Raw genomic sequence first — 18,337 nt, forward strand, 5'->3', positions numbered from 1 at the left:
TCTCAATAACGCTCAGTCTATTTAAAAAGGCGACGCTTTTTTTTATCAATGGTTTTCCACTGCCAGTTTGGCGCATCGCCCTTCCAAACGTACATAGTAATAAGCAACAGGGTAGAGGTGCCGATGGCGATTGACCAAGGCAATAAATCCACTTTGGGGTCAATGGCAACACTAAAGAGAATAATAGACGCCAGATAGATCAGCATGACTAACCAGCCTTGCCATGTACAAGGCTTTCCCCACCCCCAGCCATTTTTTTTCGCAGGAAACCAAACAAGTTTGTGTGTTGCCACAGGGCGTTCTGAGGAAGCGTGTTCCGGTGCTGTATTCTCTTCCGGTGTTTTATTAGAAGTGTTTTTTGACATGACCATGTTACCGCTGTTTTAAATTTGCTTAATATTGTGTCATTAGATCAAGGCATTGCACACAAAAAAAGAGCCTGCCGGAGCAGACTCTTTATTAGCCTATGTTTTATGCTCAATGAAAAGATAACTGAGCATTTTTGCAACAAAGCTGTTTAGATACTATTTTGACAAGAACTCGCCACGCGTTTTATCGCTGCGCTTGAACAAACCGCCTAGCGCTGTGGTTTGAGTGGAAGAACTGGCGTCCATCACACCTCGTGATTTTACGCAATAATGCACAGCATTGATGCTCACAGCAACATTGTCGGTTTCAAGCAAGGCTTGCAGTGTCACCAGGATTTGTTGTGTTAGGCGCTCTTGAACTTGAGGTCGCTGAGCGAAAAAGCGCACAATGCGGTTGATCTTAGAAAGACCAATAATTTTATCTTTTGGCAAATAAGCGACCGTCGCCATGCCGTCAATGGTGACAAAGTGATGCTCACAGGTACTGGTAAAGCTGATGTCGCTCACCTTCACCATTTCGTCTACTTTCATCTTGTTTTCAATCACGGTAATTTTAGGAAATTGACTGTAATCTAAACCAGAGAAAATCTCTTTCACATACATCTTAGCGATACGATGGGGCGTTTCCGCCAAACTGTCATCGGTTAAATCCAGACCAAGCGTCGATACCACATCTTCAAACGCATTTTTGATACGCTGATATTTTTCTTCCGTGGTTAGGCCATTATCAATCATCGGAGTTTCTAACCCTGAACTGATCAAAGCTTGCTGTACTTTTTTCGCCTCATCAGACAACACAAGACGATTGAGGTTAATTTTTTCTGCTGTATTGGCTTTCATGTTTTGTCCTACGTTGCTTAACCTGCCTCGTTATATCGTTCATTATATCGATAGAGGCGTTAAAATAAATGACATCCGTTATCATTAAACTAGATGCCGACCTCCATCCAGTGACAAGGTTCGACCTGTCATATAGCGACTGCTTAGTATGTATTGAACCGCGAGCACACCCTCTTGCTCACCAGGTTCTTTACGCAACAAAGACTTATTCAGTGCTTTATTACGATATTCTGGTGCATCCTCATCGTTAAACATCAACAACGAAGGCGCGATCGCATTTACGTTGATATTTGGAGCGAAACGTTTCGCAAAGGAATACGTTAAATTGGTTAAACCGGCTTTACTAGACGCATAAGCAATGTGCTTATCGCTGCCTTTTTCCGCCACATAATCCGTCATATGGATAATGTCAGCTTGGCCGTCGTGCTCGAAACCTGCACATAATAAGCCTTCAAACGCGAGATTTATACGATAAGGCGCAAATACATGTACTTGCCACATCTTTTCCATCAAGGTACTAGGGTCAACACTGTTTTTTTCTGACTCCCATTCAGAGGCATTATGAATAATGCCACCTAACGCGGAATAATTTTGCTTAACAGTGGAAATAAAATCATCTACGCCTTTGGTACTCGAAAAATCGGCTTGAATACACACGACACCCTGCTGCTCCAACGACCGAATCTCTTCTCTCGGCTTACGGTACGTTATGATAACCTGATGCCCTTCAGCGTTTAACGCTTTCGCACAAGCCAACCCCAATCGTTGCCCTCCACCGGTAATAATAATTGGCATTTTACGCGTCATGAATGTCCAGTCCTGTTAAGTTATCTTTGTGGATCTACTCGTTAAAAATGCTTCAAAAGAGTCTCACTCTTCATTGGCAGATGTTTTAGTTACGCGACCGTAATTGAATAAGATCAGTAAATGTCATCTGTTGTGCTTGACCCATCGTAACTATTACGCAATGTTTAAGCCGTAAGTTAAATCAATGAATGACCACTCGACACTTATCGGACCGTTTTATTCACTCACATAAGAGGAAACACCATGACATTATCGACAGAGCAATCCGGTCACCAAACCACCGCCATTAAGAGCATTCCACAAGAAGCCTTTGATTGGTACGATGAATACGCTCATGGCGACATCGATCGTCGTACGTTTCTTTCCCGTCTTGGCACTCTTAGTGTTGCAGGCCTAACACTCTCTGTTGTGGCCGGTGCCCTCACGCCCAACTACGCGCTTGCGGAACAAGTTTCTTTCAATGATCCGGATATTACCGCCAGCTACGTGGAATATGATTCGCCCAATGGACATGGCAAAGCCCGCGGCTACTTGGTCGTACCAAAGGGTGTCGATGTAAACAATAAAGCGGCCGCGGTGTTGGTTGCCCATGAGAACCGTGGACTCAACCCATATATTGAAGATGTGGCTCGTCGCCTTGCTAAAGAAGGTTTCATTGCCTTTGCACCCGATGCACTTTTTCCTCTCGGTGGTTACCCCGGCAATGATGATGAAGGCCGAGCCATGCAGAAAACGCTCGATGGTGCGAAGATTGAAGGCGACTTCATGGATGCTGCTACGTTGCTGAAAAACCATGAGTTTACAACAGGTAAAGTCGGCATGGTGGGGTTCTGTTTTGGTGGCTACTTAACTAACTCACTGGCAGCGAATATGCCGGATACCATTCACGCCGCCGCGCCCTATTACGGTACACCAGCAAAATCTAATCTTGATCAAATCAAGGCGCCTTTGCAATTGCACTTTGCTGAGCTAGATAAACGAGTGAACGCGACCTGGCCTGATTATGAAGAAGCCTTAAAAGCCAATAATGTTGACTACACGGCTTATATTTATCAAACCGCCAATCACGGTTTTCATAATGACTCAACGGCACGCTATCAAGAGAAAAATGCCGAATTAGCATGGGAACGTACCCTAGGCTTTTTTAAACAGACATTAAACGCCTAATACGATACAGCGAAAAACGCAGCGCGGTTGATGTGATGTCACATGGCCGCGCTTTTTTTAGTTCGTATCCTTAGTGGTTTTATGCGTTGTTGATCTGATACTTTTGATGTTTTTGTATAGGAAAAATCAATAGGCTGATCGCTGCTCACTTGACTCCAAAGCGACTCACACAGATCGTCTAAGCGCTCGTCATGTCCAGACACCAACCACTCAACCACCGCTTTTGCAACATTTGGGTAACGTATCTGGGCAACCTCACGGGTCTCTAACCAGTTGGCAATAACCTTTTCATCCAGTGCATCGCAAGTACTGGTCAATCCCAGTAGAGACAACGCCATGACGTTAGAGTGTTGTTCAATTTGCCCTTTTAATGGTTTCGTTAGAATACGTCGCCCTAGCTGCAATGCCTCTGAATTTAACTCAAATCCCGCATTACACAGCACAGATTGACATTCACTAAGGTTTTTCTGAAAAGTCGTTCGATCAAAGGGAAAGACTTCAATATTGCCATAAATACCCGGATCAATGTCTTTGCAATGCACTCGAAAATGGTAGTTCGGTACGGCTTCTAGCCATTCAAATACCGCCTCACTGTTTTCAAAAGGCAAATACACCAACACATGATCTGCAGAAACCGTAGACTGTGTTTCTGGCATGGATACTAAGGGCGGCAAAATAGGATGCCCAAAGTGATGCCAATGAGCGCCTAATTGCGATGATACAGGCGCAAAATTCGACATTACCCATTGAGCAAGTCGATTTTTTTGGTAACGCGGAATGTCGTGTGTAAACGCATACTGATGACCAAACCCAAGACAAGGCACGCCTTGACGCTTTGCCGCCCAAGCCACAATCGGCTCATAGTCCGTCATGACCAGATCATAACCTCGTGTATCTAAGCGTTGTACATCGCGATAGAACTGACCTAAACGGGCTTTTTTATAAGTAGCATGTAGATCTAACTCGCCATTTCGCGCTACAAAACTCAACCCTTCAAACGTTTGATAGTGACCAAATATCGCCATATCAAAGTAATCTTCTACGGTTCGCCCCGAGAATACAAAGTCAACGTCAATACCCAGTTGATGCATTTCATACGCCATGGCTCTAGCACGCGTAATATGACCATTTCCTGTGCCCTGAACACCGTACAGAATCCTCATAACACGACTCCAATTGCCAGCCCAGCACACAAACATCCTAACAAAGCCCCAATCACCGTATCGGTTGGAAAATGCACTCCTAGGAAAATACGAGACAAGCCTACGTTGGCTGCCCATACATACAGAATCATATTGAAACTCGGAAACCACTCACTGAGGCAACATGCCATAAAAAAGGCACCGGATGTGTGTCCAGAAGGAAAAGAGAACTGATCAGAAGGAATGATAAAACTACTAAAATTTTCTAACGCTTGAGCGGGCCGATTGCGTTTGCAGCCTCGCTTGAGAATAAGATATAAGCTTCGCTCAAGCAAAAAGCCAAACATCAATACCCAAACCAACTCTTCGTAACCCAGCCACCACAGCGCCCCCGCCAAAACAGCGTACAATGGCCCATCGGCTGAAAAAGAAACCGCTCGACCCATTCGAGTTAGGGTCACTCTGTGTTTGCGTGCCATGCACCAAGAGAATGTTTGCACATCAAAGGAATGAATATTTTGTAATAGACTCATCAGACGGACCCAACTGGTTATGTGATGATTCCAACATAAACCAGTAAAGTGTCCGTTACATGGCATTCCGGTGACAAGTCAGTGACAGAAGGTTAAAGCCAGTTAGTCAACATCAACCCCACTCCCAAGGATTGCGTCTGATGATCGTAATCCAACAAGGACTGCCCATAACCATTGAAATACTGTACGTAGCCTCGGGTTTTCCCCCATAAAGGAAACGTGAAACCCAACTGAATGGCGCCACGGTTATCATCGGCTTTTAAGTTGTTTCTCAACATGATTTCTACTGTGTAATCATCAATGGCGTGAATCAGATTAAATTCACCATAGCCATAATAATTCTCAATATTTGGGTTATCGTCTATGTCGCGGGATTCAGGCAAACGATACCATGGCTTAAACGAAAACGCGGTATCACCATATTCAAACATAAAGTCAACATAGAAACGGTTCCAAGAACGTGAAAGCGCTTCCGATTGCCCATTCGATTGATGCACAAACCCATAAGACACATAGTTAGGTTTAATCCCTAGAAAACCCTGTTTGGGTTTGGTCACAATAAACACTTCTGGCTCGTGGTTGGTATCACGAAACGGCGCTGAAATAGTATTATTGTAAGACTGCCAGTAGGCTTGCTGAGTGTAAGCAAACCATAAACTGGTCTCGCGTCCGACCACATCGTACGCAACAGGAAATTTCACACTCAGTTGAAATTTAAACTCAATATTGTCCAAACTCTCACTGCTGTCAGCGTCCCCTAAAAACGCACGGTCATTAGGGCTCGACGTGTAAGCAATCGGCAAAAAATAATTGGGCTTGTGGGGCGTGAGCACAAAAGGATTATCAACGGTCGCACTTTCTCGGTTTTCCCGTTGTTGGTACAAGCCATTGGCCTCTCTGGCGCGCTTCAAAATTGAATCGGGCACTTCAGGCTCTTCCGGTGAATAATCGTCTTGCGACTCTAAGTCCGTTTGCCCTGTTTCAGGCAATGTGATTTGTAGACGCTCCAAGCCACTCTCTACATTATCTGTTGGCGCTTTTTCAGTTTGCGCGATGGCCGTACCGGATAGCATCACACTAGTTAAAAAAGCACTCGACAATACGGCTTTTGAAATGGCTTGCATTGTATTGAACCCTTGTATCGACAAACGTCGTCATCGCTTTTTCAAACAAGCAGCGCATTCAAAGGAAAAAATACCGCCGTAGGAAAAAGACCTTGTTTTAAGATAGAACGACGGTTTTCGCGTAGCTCTCTCGTTCCATTTCACCTATTTCGACTGAAAAACTAACATTTTTTAATGAAAACTGTGTCAATGATTCCAGTACTAAATGAGAAAGTTGCTGACGCTGCTCAAGCGAACGACCTGACAATAGTCTGACAGTGACATGAACAAAAGCATCTTCTTGTCCACCAGTAACAAAGCTTTTATAAGGCGTACTGCGCAGTTTAATGTCCGTTTCTGCGAACAGTGTCGACGCAACACACGCACTTTTTACGGCTTCCAGCCAATCTGCGGGCGGAACTTCTTGTGCTAAATTTTGACTGTATTCAACAATACAATGTGGCATAAAATAATCCTTTTTTAGATTTATTAGCAATAAAAAATGACCCTGTAGGAAGGGTTAGTAACCCCGAGTCAAATCTACCGAGGTCGGAATATCGCCCGTTTCACGGTAATGTGCAATGTTAGAGGCAACAATCTCACTCGCACTCTGTGGGTTGGATGGCGCAGAAATATGCGGCAATACAGTGACGGACTCGTGCTGCCAAAAGGTATGATTCAGAGGCAAGGGTTCTGTCACAAAAACATCAAGTACTGCATGTTTGAGACGACCAGAGTCCAATTCTGCTAACAGTGCCGCATCGTCTACTACCGCACCACGGGCAAAATTAATTAGGCTGGCATGATCGGGTAACAAGGCTAAGCGCGTTGCATTTAATAAGCCCTGAGTCTGTTTGGTAAGAGGCAAAAGACACACTAAAATGTCGCTTTGCTGTAACATTAAGCGCAACCCCTGCTCTCCAGAAAAACATTCAACACCATCAAGGTGCTTTGGGGTTCGACTCCAGCCTGCCACAGAGAAACCATTCTCAACCAGGCGCTCTGCACTGGCTCGACCTAACGCTCCTAACCCAAGTACGCCCAACCGGCGATTCTTTGCTGAGACCATTGGGTGTGGCAGCCAGCTAAGGGCTTTTTGCTGACGAGCATAGGTCGGCATCTCTCGATGCAAATACAGCGTCCAAGCCAATACCGCCTCAGACATGGTACTGGCCAGATTAGGGTCCACCAAACGGACAATGGAAAAAGAAGCTTCTGGTAACTCATGCACCATACGTTCTACCCCCGCCCACAGACCATGCACCCATTTAAGCGATGGCAGAGCCACTAAATCTTCCGGATCAGGGTTGGCAACAATCGCCAGTTCACATTGGTGTTTTTGCTCATGAGACAAGTCAGAAAAAGACACGACCGTTTCATTAGGCATCGCTGTGGACAAGGTTTTTATCCACAAATCCTGCTCTTCTGATGAAACACGACCAACAAAAGGGATCATGGGAGCTCCTTACAACCAAATAACAAAGCCCCATGATACGCTATAAAGAAGAGTTCAGCGTATTAGAATCCTGAACAAAGCTCTTGATAAAGTCTTTAGGAGGTAAAGGGTGACCAAAGTAGTAACCTTGGTAATAAAAACACTCAAGCTCTTTAAGACGATCATAATGCTCCAGTGTCTCGACGCCTTCGGCTAACACACTGATATTCAAAGCTTTTGCCATGGCAACCACCGCGTACACAATGGCCTCATCGCTCTCATCAGTTAATAAGTCACGTACAAAAGACTGATCGATTTTGAGGCGATCAATGGGCAGTGATTTTAGGTATTTAAGGGATGAATACCCAGTTCCAAAATCGTCAATGGACAAGTGGACACCCATGTCTTTAATCGCATGCATCTTTTCCAAAGAAGAAGATAAGTCATTCAATAACATGTTTTCTGTGATTTCTAAATCCACACAAGATGTTGGCACATCATGCTTGGCCAGTTGTTCGGTCAGCATAGGCAGAAAACCCGCTTGTTGAAATTGAATCGGACTCACATTGATCGACATACGCCAGTCAGCCTGCCACTTACCTTCTTTGAGCCAGACAGCCACTTGAGATAACGCTTCATTTAGCACCCAATGACCAATCTCAACAATCAAGCCAATCTCTTCAGCCACTGGAATAAACTCTGCAGGTGAAATAAACCCTCTTTCACTGTCTTTCCAGCGAATCAGTGCTTCCGCACCGATCAGTCCATTTTGCGCATTCACTTGTGGTTGATAATACAATTCAAACAATTTGAATTCGGTGGCGTGATGCAATGCTTTTTCCATTTGCAAACGCGCATCTGAAATGGCCTGCATTTCCTCTCGATACAAGGCAAATGTATTACGACCCGACTCTTTCGCTCGATAAAGTGCCGTATCGGCTTGCTTTAAAATCACTTCAGCAGACTCTTTATCGTTATTAAATAGGGTTCCCCCTAAACTCGCAGTAATGTGTACTTCATGAGGACCCGCTTTTTTCACTTGCTGACATGCATACATAATGCTGTTCGCAAAGGCGCTGATGTCTCTTTCGGCTTGCTCATAGTTATCGTTAATGTGTGGAATAAGAAAAGCAAACTCATCTCCGCCCATGCGAGCAAACACCATTGACTCTTCTAACAAATTTGACAGCTGGGAAGCGACGCTGCGTAACAGCTGATCACCAATGCCATGACCAAGAGAGTCATTGATGGTTTTGAAACGATCAAGATCCATAAAAATAACCGCGGAATAACACGGCGATGTTTTTTTATGCTGATGTTTCAATGTAGTGACAAGTTGATTCGACAGGAACTGACGGTTTGGAAGACTGGTGACAGCATCGTAATAGGCCAAATGATGAATGTGCGCTTCTGCTTCTTGCCGCTCAGTCACATCACGGATCAACAGCAAGGTTTCAACGTTACCCTGCAAACAATACTTAACTAAACGAATTTCTAAAGGAATTTCAATCCCTGAGCATTGGTAAGTCGCCTCAACCGTCAGCGGTTCTTCAATTTTTAGGTCGTTTAATATGTCGGAAAACACCGGCCAAGGCGAACTTGGGTGCAAGGCGTCTAGCGGTGTCATCCCTTTCTTTTTGATACTGCATTTGAACATACCTTGAGCCGCTGTGTTGGCTAAAATAATGTCATTGTGTTGATCCAACAACAAGATACCATCAGCGGCGTGTTCAATCATTGCCTTAGTGTGGCTGTCACTGCGCTCTAGATCACTGAGTGCGGTATTCAATTTTGTTAGCAGTAAAGAAAAAGTCTTATGCAAGTTACCTAGCTCATCGTTCTGATGGTGTCGATAGAACGATTTAGGCAATGGCAGTTCCTCATTGCGCTTTATGCTTGATAACGATTCGGTTAATCGCATCAATGGAAACGTCACTAAAAAATAAAACACGAAAGAAATTAAGCTCGCGAGTAATAGATCTTTGCATAAGTTATAAAACAGAATCGATAAATGTTTGTGAAAAATACCCTCAAGCAAGTACGCCTTCTCTGGAAGAATCGTCAAATAACCGGCTTGGAAAGAGGGTTCTAACAGGTGTAATTGTCGACGATATTCAGGCAAATCAGACAAAAAATACTCTGCAAAGGTTTGACTCATACTGTCTACTGTCACATCAGGCAACTCAGTCTGGACAAAGAACTTACCAGTATCGTCTCTCACTTCCACATGAGCAATGGACGGGCTTAACAGCAAACTGTCGATTTGTTGTTGTGCAAACTCGGTATCCAGTCGAAACACCGCTTCGGACAAGGGGCGCTCCACCACGGCCAGCAACTCTTCAAAGTTTTGATTGATTTGCTCTTTTTGAAAACGGACACTTTCAATGAACTGAAGAGCGCTGCTGACCAAACTCAGCACGATGGCCAGCACGAGCGTTAATGCTGCCTGCTTTAGAAATAACGACTTAGAAAATACGACGCCCATTACTGCTCACTTGAAAGGTTAATTCATTGCATCGCATTGGCGATACGCATCAATGAATACTTCGAATCACACCGAAGAGGAAGATTTGTATTGTTATGTAACTAAAATAAGACTGTCACTTTACGTAGCATGATACAAGTGAGCATAAGCAAATCTTATACGCTTTATGATTTGAATCAGGATAATCTGCATGAAAACCCACTCATTAGCACAAATAGAAACAAAAAAGCTGACCTCATGAAGAAGTCAGCTGTTATTGAAAGACACTTTATGTTTTTTAGCAAACACTATCGTTTTTACTAATATAAACAGGCATTTAACCGATAACGGCACCGTCTTCACGGGAGATAGCAATCACGCTGGAACGTGGTACTGAGTTGCCGCCATCCGGCCAATGAGAGTGACCTTTTTCACCCGGATGTTGCACACTGATAAACATGGTCGTGCGACTCGTATTCCATGCCGCCCCGGTGATTTCAGACTCTTTTGGCCCAACTAAGAAGCGGCGAATTTCGCCGGTTTCTGGGTCACCCACCAGCATCTGGTTATTGCCTTGACCTTTAAATTCTTTCTCGTTGGAATAATTACCGTCTGTTTGAATCCACAACAGACCTTTCGAATCGAATTTCAGGCCATCTGGCGAATTGAACATATTGTCTTGATTTAGGTTACTAGAACCCGCGTAAGCATCATCGTAAACCGCTGGGTTACCCGCAAGCACAAACAAATCCCACTTAAATTGCGTGTGAGTATGATCACCCTCCATTGGTGTCCAGCGGACAATCTGCCCAAAGTTATTTTTCACCCGAGGATTAACGCCTGACGCTGGCGTTGCATCACCGCCCGCATTGGGTTTCACACCACGATTTTTGTTGTTGGTTAAAGAGCAATAAATTTCAGCCTTGTGGGGGTGCGCAGCAACCCATTCTGGACGATCCATGGTGGTAGCACCCACTTTAGACGCCGCCATACGCGTATGAATCGCAATTTCGGCCTCTGTCATGCCGGTGGTGTTTGGTGTCAATGCCAACCACTCACCACGATTATTGTCATGGAATTTGGCCACATAAAGCGTTCCTTCTTCCAGTAAATCACGGTTATCTCCCCCCACCAAATACTTGTGTTTAGAAATAAAGCGATACAAGAATTCGCCACGCTCATCATCGCCTAAATAGACAACAACGTGACCATCTGAGGCAATGGTTAACTCGGCATTTTCATGTTTAAAACGCCCTAGAGCCGTACGTTTTTTTGGACGTGATGTTGGGTCCATCGGATCAATTTCAACAATATAGCCAAAGCGGTTAGGCTCATTAGGCTCTTTGACAAGATCAAAACGATCGTCTGCCATGGCCCAGTTGTAACGCCCTTGAGTACTCAAACCATAACGCTTGTACGCGTCAGGCATCACATAATCCGCCTTGCTAGCGGTAAAGTAGCCGTTAAAATTCTCTTCACAGGTCAAATACGTGCCCCATGGCGTCTGACCATTACCGCAGTTGTTCCAAGTGCCTTTGGCCACCTGACCTTTAGGGTCTTCTGAGGTCTGCATCCACTGGTGACCACGGGCAGGGCCAGTGATGTCCATTTCAGTATCCGCGGTGATACGACGGTTATAAGGAGAATCCTGAACAATCCCCCATTTCCCACCACGTTGAGAAACCTCAATAATGGATACACCGTGTGCGGCTTTATTTTTGCGCACATCATCAGGCGTCGTTGGCATACCTTCGGCACGAGTAGGGTGAAGCGTGTTTTCATTGGTGTATTCGTTGTTGATTGCCATCACTTGCGTGCCGTTCTTAGAGAAAAACGCCATGCCGTCATTATGATCACCAAACGCCAATTCTTGAGAAGCCCCCGTACCGCCTGTTGCGCCATTAAAAGCCGGTGCATTGCTAAACAGAGGGTCTCCCCAAGAAGCCAACACTTCCCACTTATAACCTGTTGGGACCGTAATGGTATCCAGTGTATTGGCCTTAACCCTATCAAAAGCCAGACGAGACTCTGCATGACCCGCCGCCAAGGCTTTTCCAGCCGCCAGTGTCGTAGACCCCATAACGAAAGCACCCGCACCTACCGCAGCGCCACCGCTTAAGAAACCACGACGAGAGACCATTTTGTGCGCAACTTCTTCAAACTCCACCACTTCCGGCGCTGGACGAACCAATTCATCTAATTCATCAAAACCAAGTTTTCCATTTACTTTCATGCTCATAATACTGCCCTATTAACGTTAAATGCGTCTTTTTTAAGAGTGAGCCGATAAATATCAGAGCCACAACTGACCTGCCTCATCGACTGAATCCTTGTACAAAATTCGATTCAATTGCCCCCCCTGCAAAGGAAGCTGTGAAGTAATCTACTAAGAAAAGATGACAATGCAGTGACAGTTAAATGGCAGTCTTTTGACATAAAAAAAACGGCCTACTTTTACATCAGTAGACCGCCGAATATAGGGGAAACGATTTTGACTTGTATAACACTGGCGTTTATTTGCGTTTCTTCTTCACACCCTGCGTGGCTTTAAAGCGTGGATTGGTTTTGCATATCACAAATAAACGACCTTTGCGTTTAACAACTTTGCAGTCCTTGTGACGTTTCTTGGCACTTTTTAGTGAACTCAATACTTTCATGGTCTTTCCCTAGCGGCTCATAGTTTATTTTGATTCTGATGGTTTGCTTTGACGGTAACGACGGCGGAATTGCGCGATTCGACCTTCACCGTCATGCGTTCTTTGTTCGCCTGTGTAAAAAGGATGAGAAGCGCTAGACACATCAATGGCCATATAGGGGTACTCTTTCCCTTCATGCTCTACTGTTTGTGACGTTGCCACGGTAGAACCAATCAAAAAATACGTGTCCATACGCGTGTCATGGAACGCCACGGTTCGATAATTTGGGTGGATATTTTTACGCATAAAAGCTCCTTAGATATAAAAGCCGTATCAAGGCATTAACGAGGCCAAGACACTGGTAAGCCTCTCTGAAAATCAATAAATGTTATGTTATATCATTTTAAAACTAAAAACAGCATTCACCCAAATAAAAACACGTCTCATTTGCAAAAAAATAATACAGACGAAAAAAAACCGCCGATCGGTTATCACCGTCAGCGGTTTCCTAATAATGCAAACTTACCCGATCTCTTGTTAGCCTACATGAGCTAAGTACTCGTCATAAGTGCCTTGGAAATCAACGACATTCTGATCTTTGATTTCAATCACTCGATTCGCCAAGGAAGACACAAAGGCTCGGTCGTGGCTGACAAAAATCAAAGTGCCATCAAACTCCATGAGGGCATTATTCAATGCTTCGATGGCTTCCATGTCCATGTGGTTGGTTGGTTCGTCCATCACCAATACATTAAGATCCGCCATCATTAGCTTGCCAAATAACAGACGATTCTTTTCACCACCGGAGCACACCTTCACTTTTTTATTAAAGTCATCGGCGGTAAACAACAAGCGACCTAACATAGCACGGACTTTTAAGTCATCATGCTTCGCTGTACGCCATTTTGACATCCAGTCAAACAGCGTCAGGTCACAATCGAAATCATCGGTGCTGTCCTGTGGACAGTAACCAATCACGGCGTTTTCCGCCCACTTAATCTCACCATGCTTAGCGTCTAATTCGTTCATCAAGCAACGCAAAAAGGTGGTTTTACCCGCGCCATTTTCGCCGATGATCGCCAGACGAGAACCGGCTTCCAAAATCATGTCACCGCCTTTGAATAAAAGTTCATCGAACCCATGACCGACGTCTTCTAGGATCAGAGCATGGCGATGCAGTTTTTTGTCTTGTTTAAACGTCAAAGAAGGCGTCATACGGCTCGACTGCTTCACTTCCGACAACTCAATTTTTTCTAATTTTTTTGCACGTGAACTGGCTTGTTTGGCTTTTGAGGCGTTGGCTGAAAAGCGGTTAACAAAGGCTTGCAGGTCGTCCATTTCCGCGCTCTTCTTCGCGTTCTCAATCAGTTGCTGTTCACGAATCAAGGATGAGGCTTCCATGAAGTATTCGTAGTTACCAGGGTAAATACGCAACTCACCAAAGTCGATGTCTGCCATATGAGTGCAAACCGAGTTTAGAAAGTGGCGATCGTGGGAAATAATGATCATGGTGCATTTACGTTGGTTTAGAACACCAGCTAACCAGTTGATGGTGTGAATGTCCAAGTTGTTGGTAGGCTCATCCAGCAATAGAATATCTGGATTAGAAAACAACGCTTGGGCCAACAGCACACGCAATTTCCAACCCGGTGCGACCTGACTCATCAAACCAAAATGCAACTCTTCTGCAATGCCCGCCTCAAGCAAAATATCGCCTGCACGACTTTCGGCGCTGTAGCCGTCCATCTCCGCGAACTCTGCTTCCAATTCCCCTGCACGCATGCCGTCTTCTTCGGTCATCTCAGGTTTGGCATAAATCGCATCGCGTTCTTGCTTCACTTTCCATAGGGCCACATCGCCCATGATCACGGCGTCAACCACACTGTATTCTTCAAATGCAAACTGGTCTTGGCTTAGGGTGCCCACTTTTTCACCCGGTGTAATAGACACGTTGCCTGATGTGGGGGTTAACGCACCGCTGAGGATTTTCATAAAGGTGGACTTGCCGCAACCGTTTGCGCCAATAAGGCCATAACGGTTGCCGTTACCAAATTTTGCTGAGATGTTTTCGAACAATGGCGTTGCGCCAAATTGCATGGTGATATTAGCCGTAGAAATCAAAAGAATACCCTGAAAAAGAGAAAAGAAAGCCGTTTACCCTTGCCGCTTAGTGAACGTACAAAATATAAACACAAAGGGGGCGAATATAGTGACTTAGCGCTTAAAAGTCGAGGCTTAGCCTCGCTTATTTCAACTTAGTGACCAAAAGCTGCTCGACCCGAACCCCTTCTAAATCCAACACTTCAAATTTGTACCCCTCGTGAAGGTAAAAATCTGTGCGCTTTGGCAAACGCTTTAAGCGGTAAGTCACAAAACCACCCAGAGTTTCGTATTGGCCGCGATCAGGAAACTCTTCAATGTCCAAGCGACGCATCACATCATTGATCGGTGTCAGTCCTTCAATTAACCATGAGTTTTCATCGCGCTGTACAATTTGCTCTTCATCATGGGGCGTTAATAACCCTCCCATAAAACCGCCCAACAAGTCTTTTACCGTCACAATCCCCACAATGGTGGCGTATTCATTGACGATCACGGCAAACGCTTGAGGCGCCACACGAAAAGCGTTCAATGCTTCAGACAAGGTCAAAGTTTCCGGTAAATAGAAGACTTCTTTGTCGATCTTGTCTGCTTTAATTTGTGCTTTCTCGCCTTTTAGCACCAAACGCAAAATTTCTTTCGACTCGATGATGCCTTCTATTCTGTCTAAACTGCCATTGCAAACTAAAAAATCATTATGAGGGTGATCAATGATTTTTTGACTGATCTCTTCACTGCTGTCATCAACATCGAAGTAGATAATTTGATCCCGCGGTGTCATGGTGCTAGCAATATTGCGTGTTTCCAATTCAAAAACATTGCCGATCAGTTGGTATTCTTGACTTTGCAAACTGCCATCTTCAGCACCGGCATCCATCATGGCAACAATGTCTTCGGTGGTGACGATTTCTTCACGCTCAATCGGCACGTTGAACAAACGCAAAATGATGTTGGTGATGCCATTGAACAAGAACACCACAGGCGTCAATAAAAAGGTCACCCACAGCATGGGCGTGACCATACGAATCGCCACGGCTTCCGGCATGATAATGGCCAAGCGTTTTGGCAATAGATCTGCAAACAAAATAAATAAAGACGTTAAGCTCAGAAACGACAGAACAAAGCTAATTTGATCCAATAAAGGACCAGAATAAACCAACGCCACCACCTCTTTAATATAGGGCGTCAGAGTTTGTTCGCCAATAATACCGCCTAGAATGGCAATGGCATTGAGTGCAATTTGTATCATGGCAAAAAAAGCACCGGGCTTTTGCTGCAACTTGATCACCGCCGCGGCTTTGATGCTGCCCTCTTCTGCCAACACCCTAAGCTTAATTTTTCGTGCCGCCGCCATACCAATCTCTGCCATGGCAAACATAGCACCGGCAATAATTAATAGGCCTATACTGAAAACATCACTCATTTGATACCACTACGCCTGACAGGCAAATTTATAAAAAGCATGAAATTGATGGAAGCACACTCGCTGAATACCTCCTGAAAAGTAGCCGCATTATAGAAGGTCGCGACCTGGATACAATGGTGTTAACATCAAATAAATCATTGCGAAGGTTAGGTTATGCAAATCAACTCATCCTCTTTCCATTATGGTCAGCAAGGCCTGCAGAACAGTCAGCAAAAGTTGGAGCAAGCCAGCCAAGAAGTGGCGAGTGCGTCCTTGCCAAGATCGGCACAAAACACGACCGACAACACACAGCAAACATCAGAATCCGCCATTCGAGATGGTCTTGTTGACGCGAACAACAGCATGCTTAACGCTCAGGCCAACGCAAAAGTATTGGCGACATCGGACCAAACTATTGGTCGACTTATCGACATCATGGCCTAATACACAAAATACACGTAAGATCGGCAAACAAAACAATACCAACAAGAAGGATAAAGATTATGTTTAGCCATATTATGCTCGGTGCCAATGATTTAGATGCTTCACAGACGTTTTACGACGCGACCTTTCAGGCACTAGGTTATAAAAAAGGGATGATTGACAATAAGGGACGCTACATTAATAAGACCGATTCCGGTCTGTTTATGATTACCAAACCCCTTAATGGCGAACCCGCCACCCACGGCAATGGTTCCACCATTGGCTTTTCAGCCGCTACGCCAGAAATAGCCGACGCTTGGCATAAAGCGGGATTAGAAAACGGCGGAACACGCTGTGAAGATGATCCTGGTGTCCGCGACCTAGGTCGAATGAAGCTTTATCTCGCTTACCTGAAAGACCCATCTGGCAATAAAATTTGTGTACTTTGTCCCATTAACGAATAAGGTTCTCCTTTCTTTTCGCTCACCCACTTTGTACAAGAAAGATTTAAGCATGAAGCATCATGCTTAAATCTTTCTTGACCGCCTCAAACTCGTCCTCACATTCATACGAGCCCATTTCAAACTCCCGACAAATCCACGGGCGATTTTCGTATATCGTACAACGAAACGTCTCCCTGTCGACGGCAGAGCACCAACCATCATCGAGACGCCGCAATGTCTCACCACCCCACTCATCAGTCACAATATGCTCCTCAGGCACGCCCGTATCGGTGATCATCATGACCTCCATTCGACAACATGCCGCTTGGCAATGGGAACAGGTCACCGGTGTTGCACTGACGTCTTTTAATACAATGCTCATTGGCATACCGACGGCGCTTGGTAATCCAGCTTCAGTAGATCAAAGTAGTTTTGCCCAAGGGCGATGTTACGAAACGCGTTATCATCCAAAAACTGATGGATTCGACTGGTCACCTGAAGCTCCTGTTGATAAACATGAAAGTTATTGCCTCGAAACGCCACAAAATCCGAACCGGGCAAAATACGCTCTGAATATTGGTTGATAAAGGCTACATACAAGTCCTGATTCCCCCGTTTGCTGAAGTAATAATCGTCCAAAATACGCCATGAAATATCGATCATTAAATTGGGGTATTCGTCCAGCAGACGCGACATGATCGCAATGTGCTTAGAGGCGTCCATTGTGGTTAATTCATGGGACATGCCCATGTGCGCCCACACAATTTTATTGTCTGGGTACAAGGTCAGCGCATTTTCCATCAAGGGCAAATATAAGGTAGGGTCAGCATCGTTGCCCAAATCTGAATGAATGGTAATAGGATCGTCCCTCTCTCTCAGCTTTGCCATGAACCCCGCCCATTTCGAAATATCTTTTGGCGTTGCCGCTTTATGGCGGTTATAAAACTGCGCCTGTTTGACCAGGTTCACTTCGCCCATCCAATGAAATAAGCCGGGGTATTCTTTGTCGTAGAATTCCATTAAAGCCACAGTCGGTTCAGGATTCGATAAATCGGTAAAGGTCATCGACAGGGTCAAATGCAAACCTTCTGGCTTGTATTCAATCATGTTGGCGGCGTTGACAAAGTCGTTGCGCGTCGTTGGCGCTACCGGCGTGCCAGGGCACTTTAAATAATTAGAACAACGGGAATTCGACGGCAACATTTGCCCAATGCCGTATACATTGGCAAAACGCACGCTGGTGCGGGACAAGTAATCATTCATCTCCGTAAAGGGAATCGCCCTACCATCAAAAGGCCGATAATGTAGGTGCGTATCCACGACCGGCGTATAAGGCTCGGCTTCTCGATCATAGCAAGCCGCTCCCGCTTTAAAAGAATCAAGCGAACGGTGCTCATATTTATCGTCGGAAACGGCACAGCCGCTCATTAATATCGCCGTGACACAAACCGTTGATAACCCACGCCCCATC

The 18,337-nt window shown here is 45.0% G+C and carries 19 protein-coding genes; 3 read left to right on the top strand and 16 right to left on the bottom strand.

The window, feature by feature from the left end:
* Nucleotides 1-17 precede the first annotated feature (17 nt).
* The 3 genes from LG368_RS02830 to folM all read right to left on the bottom strand — a co-directional run bounded on the left by LG368_RS02830 (nt 18) and on the right by folM (nt 2,015).
* The gene (locus tag LG368_RS02830; protein ID WP_226753212.1) at nt 18-365 is read right to left on the bottom strand and encodes a hypothetical protein; all 348 of its coding nucleotides are present in this window, start codon (nt 363-365) and stop codon (nt 18-20) included.
* 159 nt (nt 366-524) lie between these two features.
* Entirely contained in the window at nt 525-1,208 is a 684-nt protein-coding gene (folE, locus tag LG368_RS02835; protein ID WP_226753213.1) for a GTP cyclohydrolase I FolE, read from the bottom strand.
* 84 nt (nt 1,209-1,292) lie between these two features.
* Entirely contained in the window at nt 1,293-2,015 is a 723-nt protein-coding gene (folM, locus tag LG368_RS02840; RefSeq protein ID WP_226753214.1) for a dihydromonapterin reductase, read from the bottom strand.
* A gap of 243 nt (nt 2,016-2,258) precedes the next feature.
* Here folM and LG368_RS02845 point away from each other — a divergent pair, with 243 nt between their 5' ends.
* Complete coding sequence (locus LG368_RS02845) at nt 2,259-3,182, top strand: dienelactone hydrolase family protein (RefSeq protein ID WP_226753215.1); 924 nt, start codon at nt 2,259-2,261, stop codon at nt 3,180-3,182.
* Nucleotides 3,183-3,220: 38 nt separating this feature from the next.
* Here LG368_RS02845 and LG368_RS02850 read toward each other — a convergent pair whose 3' ends face one another.
* The 11 genes from LG368_RS02850 to paeA all read right to left on the bottom strand — a co-directional run bounded on the left by LG368_RS02850 (nt 3,221) and on the right by paeA (nt 16,018).
* Nucleotides 3,221-4,345 (bottom strand): MJ1255/VC2487 family glycosyltransferase, encoded by a 1,125-nt coding sequence (locus LG368_RS02850; protein WP_226753216.1) that lies wholly within the window; start codon nt 4,343-4,345, stop codon nt 3,221-3,223.
* The gene (locus LG368_RS02855; protein WP_226753217.1) at nt 4,342-4,857 is read right to left on the bottom strand and encodes a phosphatase PAP2 family protein; all 516 of its coding nucleotides are present in this window, start codon (nt 4,855-4,857) and stop codon (nt 4,342-4,344) included. The genes LG368_RS02850 and LG368_RS02855 overlap by 4 nt, the downstream gene beginning before the upstream one ends.
* A 92-nt stretch (nt 4,858-4,949) precedes the next feature.
* The gene (locus LG368_RS02860; protein ID WP_226753218.1) at nt 4,950-5,981 is read right to left on the bottom strand and encodes a phospholipase A; all 1,032 of its coding nucleotides are present in this window, start codon (nt 5,979-5,981) and stop codon (nt 4,950-4,952) included.
* A 97-nt stretch (nt 5,982-6,078) separates the two neighbouring features.
* Nucleotides 6,079-6,426, bottom strand: a complete 348-nt coding sequence (locus LG368_RS02865; protein WP_226753219.1) for a 5-carboxymethyl-2-hydroxymuconate Delta-isomerase — start codon at nt 6,424-6,426, stop codon at nt 6,079-6,081.
* A 54-nt stretch (nt 6,427-6,480) separates the two neighbouring features.
* Nucleotides 6,481-7,416: a 2-hydroxyacid dehydrogenase gene (locus LG368_RS02870; protein ID WP_226753220.1), complete on the bottom strand. Its 936-nt coding sequence runs from the start codon at nt 7,414-7,416 to the stop codon at nt 6,481-6,483.
* A gap of 40 nt (nt 7,417-7,456) precedes the next feature.
* The gene (locus tag LG368_RS02875; protein WP_226753221.1) at nt 7,457-9,880 is read right to left on the bottom strand and encodes a bifunctional diguanylate cyclase/phosphodiesterase; all 2,424 of its coding nucleotides are present in this window, start codon (nt 9,878-9,880) and stop codon (nt 7,457-7,459) included.
* Nucleotides 9,881-10,196: 316 nt separating this feature from the next.
* A complete protein-coding gene (locus LG368_RS02880; protein ID WP_226753222.1) occupies nt 10,197-12,098 on the bottom strand; it encodes a PhoX family protein in 1,902 nt (633 codons plus the stop codon).
* A gap of 274 nt (nt 12,099-12,372) precedes the next feature.
* Nucleotides 12,373-12,516 (bottom strand): type B 50S ribosomal protein L36, encoded by a 144-nt coding sequence (gene ykgO, locus LG368_RS02885; protein ID WP_226753223.1) that lies wholly within the window; start codon nt 12,514-12,516, stop codon nt 12,373-12,375.
* Nucleotides 12,517-12,540: 24 nt separating this feature from the next.
* Nucleotides 12,541-12,801, bottom strand: coding sequence for a type B 50S ribosomal protein L31 (locus LG368_RS02890; RefSeq protein WP_226753224.1), 261 nt, complete (start codon nt 12,799-12,801; stop codon nt 12,541-12,543).
* A gap of 231 nt (nt 12,802-13,032) precedes the next feature.
* Nucleotides 13,033-14,616, bottom strand: a complete 1,584-nt coding sequence (locus LG368_RS02895) for an ABC-F family ATPase (protein WP_226753225.1) — start codon at nt 14,614-14,616, stop codon at nt 13,033-13,035.
* Nucleotides 14,617-14,740: 124 nt separating this feature from the next.
* Entirely contained in the window at nt 14,741-16,018 is a 1,278-nt protein-coding gene (gene paeA / locus LG368_RS02900) for a polyamine export protein PaeA (RefSeq protein WP_226753226.1), read from the bottom strand.
* Nucleotides 16,019-16,174: 156 nt separating this feature from the next.
* Between paeA and LG368_RS02905 the strand changes: the two genes are divergently transcribed.
* Both LG368_RS02905 and LG368_RS02910 read left to right on the top strand, forming a co-directional pair.
* Nucleotides 16,175-16,444 carry a hypothetical protein gene (locus LG368_RS02905; RefSeq protein WP_226753227.1) on the top strand — a complete coding sequence of 90 codons (270 nt, stop codon included), beginning with the start codon at nt 16,175-16,177 and terminating at the stop codon, nt 16,442-16,444.
* Between the two features lie 59 nt (nt 16,445-16,503).
* Nucleotides 16,504-16,887 carry a VOC family protein gene (locus tag LG368_RS02910; RefSeq protein ID WP_226753228.1) on the top strand — a complete coding sequence of 128 codons (384 nt, stop codon included), beginning with the start codon at nt 16,504-16,506 and terminating at the stop codon, nt 16,885-16,887.
* Between the two features lie 43 nt (nt 16,888-16,930).
* On the opposite strand, the gene LG368_RS02915 is transcribed toward LG368_RS02910, so the two are convergent.
* Nucleotides 16,931-17,254 (bottom strand): YkgJ family cysteine cluster protein, encoded by a 324-nt coding sequence (locus tag LG368_RS02915; RefSeq protein WP_226753229.1) that lies wholly within the window; start codon nt 17,252-17,254, stop codon nt 16,931-16,933.
* Entirely contained in the window at nt 17,245-18,336 is a 1,092-nt protein-coding gene (locus LG368_RS02920; RefSeq protein WP_226753230.1) for an amidohydrolase family protein, read from the bottom strand. The genes LG368_RS02915 and LG368_RS02920 overlap by 10 nt, the downstream gene beginning before the upstream one ends.
* Nucleotide 18,337: the final 1 nt, after the last annotated feature.

Origin of the sequence: Marinomonas algarum (genome assembly GCF_020532605.1) — a bacterium.
Classification (GTDB): Bacteria; Pseudomonadota; Gammaproteobacteria; order Pseudomonadales; family Marinomonadaceae; genus Marinomonas; species Marinomonas algarum.